Origin of the sequence: Vibrio genomosp. F6 (assembly GCF_005146325.1) — a bacterium.
GTDB classification, from domain to species: Bacteria; Pseudomonadota; Gammaproteobacteria; order Enterobacterales; family Vibrionaceae; genus Vibrio; species Vibrio cortegadensis.
The window spans coordinates 1-466 of sequence record NZ_SYUT01000160.1 but is presented as its reverse complement, the minus strand read 5'-3'; the positions used below and the strand labels follow the sequence as shown (position 1 = coordinate 466).

The 466-nt window shown below is 44.0% G+C and carries 3 tRNA genes; all 3 read left to right on the top strand.

The window, feature by feature from the left end:
* The first annotated feature begins 54 nt into the window (after window positions 1-54).
* The 3 genes from FCV43_RS20300 (at window position 55) to FCV43_RS20290 (ending at window position 397) form a co-directional block, all read left to right on the top strand.
* Window positions 55-139 (top strand) — tRNA-Leu (locus tag FCV43_RS20300).
* Window positions 140-169: 30 nt separating this feature from the next.
* Window positions 170-244 (top strand) — tRNA-Gln (locus FCV43_RS20295).
* A gap of 68 nt (window positions 245-312) precedes the next feature.
* Window positions 313-397 (top strand) — tRNA-Leu (locus tag FCV43_RS20290).
* The last annotated feature ends 69 nt before the right edge of the window (window positions 398-466 follow it).

The following is a 466-nucleotide window of genomic DNA, read 5'->3' as shown; positions in this document are numbered from 1 at the left end:
AGACTTACCAATAGTCTTCTTAACTATACTCTTAGTCAGAGTAAAAGACTTGCTGCGGTCGTGGCGGAATTGGTAGACGCACCAGATTTAGGTTCTGGCGCCGAGAGGTGTGAGAGTTCAAGTCTCTCCGACCGCACCATTATTTAGATATCTTAAATGATATCACTGTTGGGCTATCGCCAAGCGGTAAGGCACTGGCTTTTGATGCCAGCATTCCCTGGTTCGAATCCAGGTAGCCCAGCCATTACAACGTTATTTAGACTTACCAATAGTCTTCTTAACTATACTCTTAGTCAGAGTAAAAGACTTGCTGCGGTCGTGGCGGAATTGGTAGACGCACCAGATTTAGGTTCTGGCGCCGAGAGGTGTGAGAGTTCAAGTCTCTCCGACCGCACCATTATTTCTCTTTAATTAGAGATAAAATAGTGAATACATAAAATTCATTATTGGCTACTTAGCTCAGTTG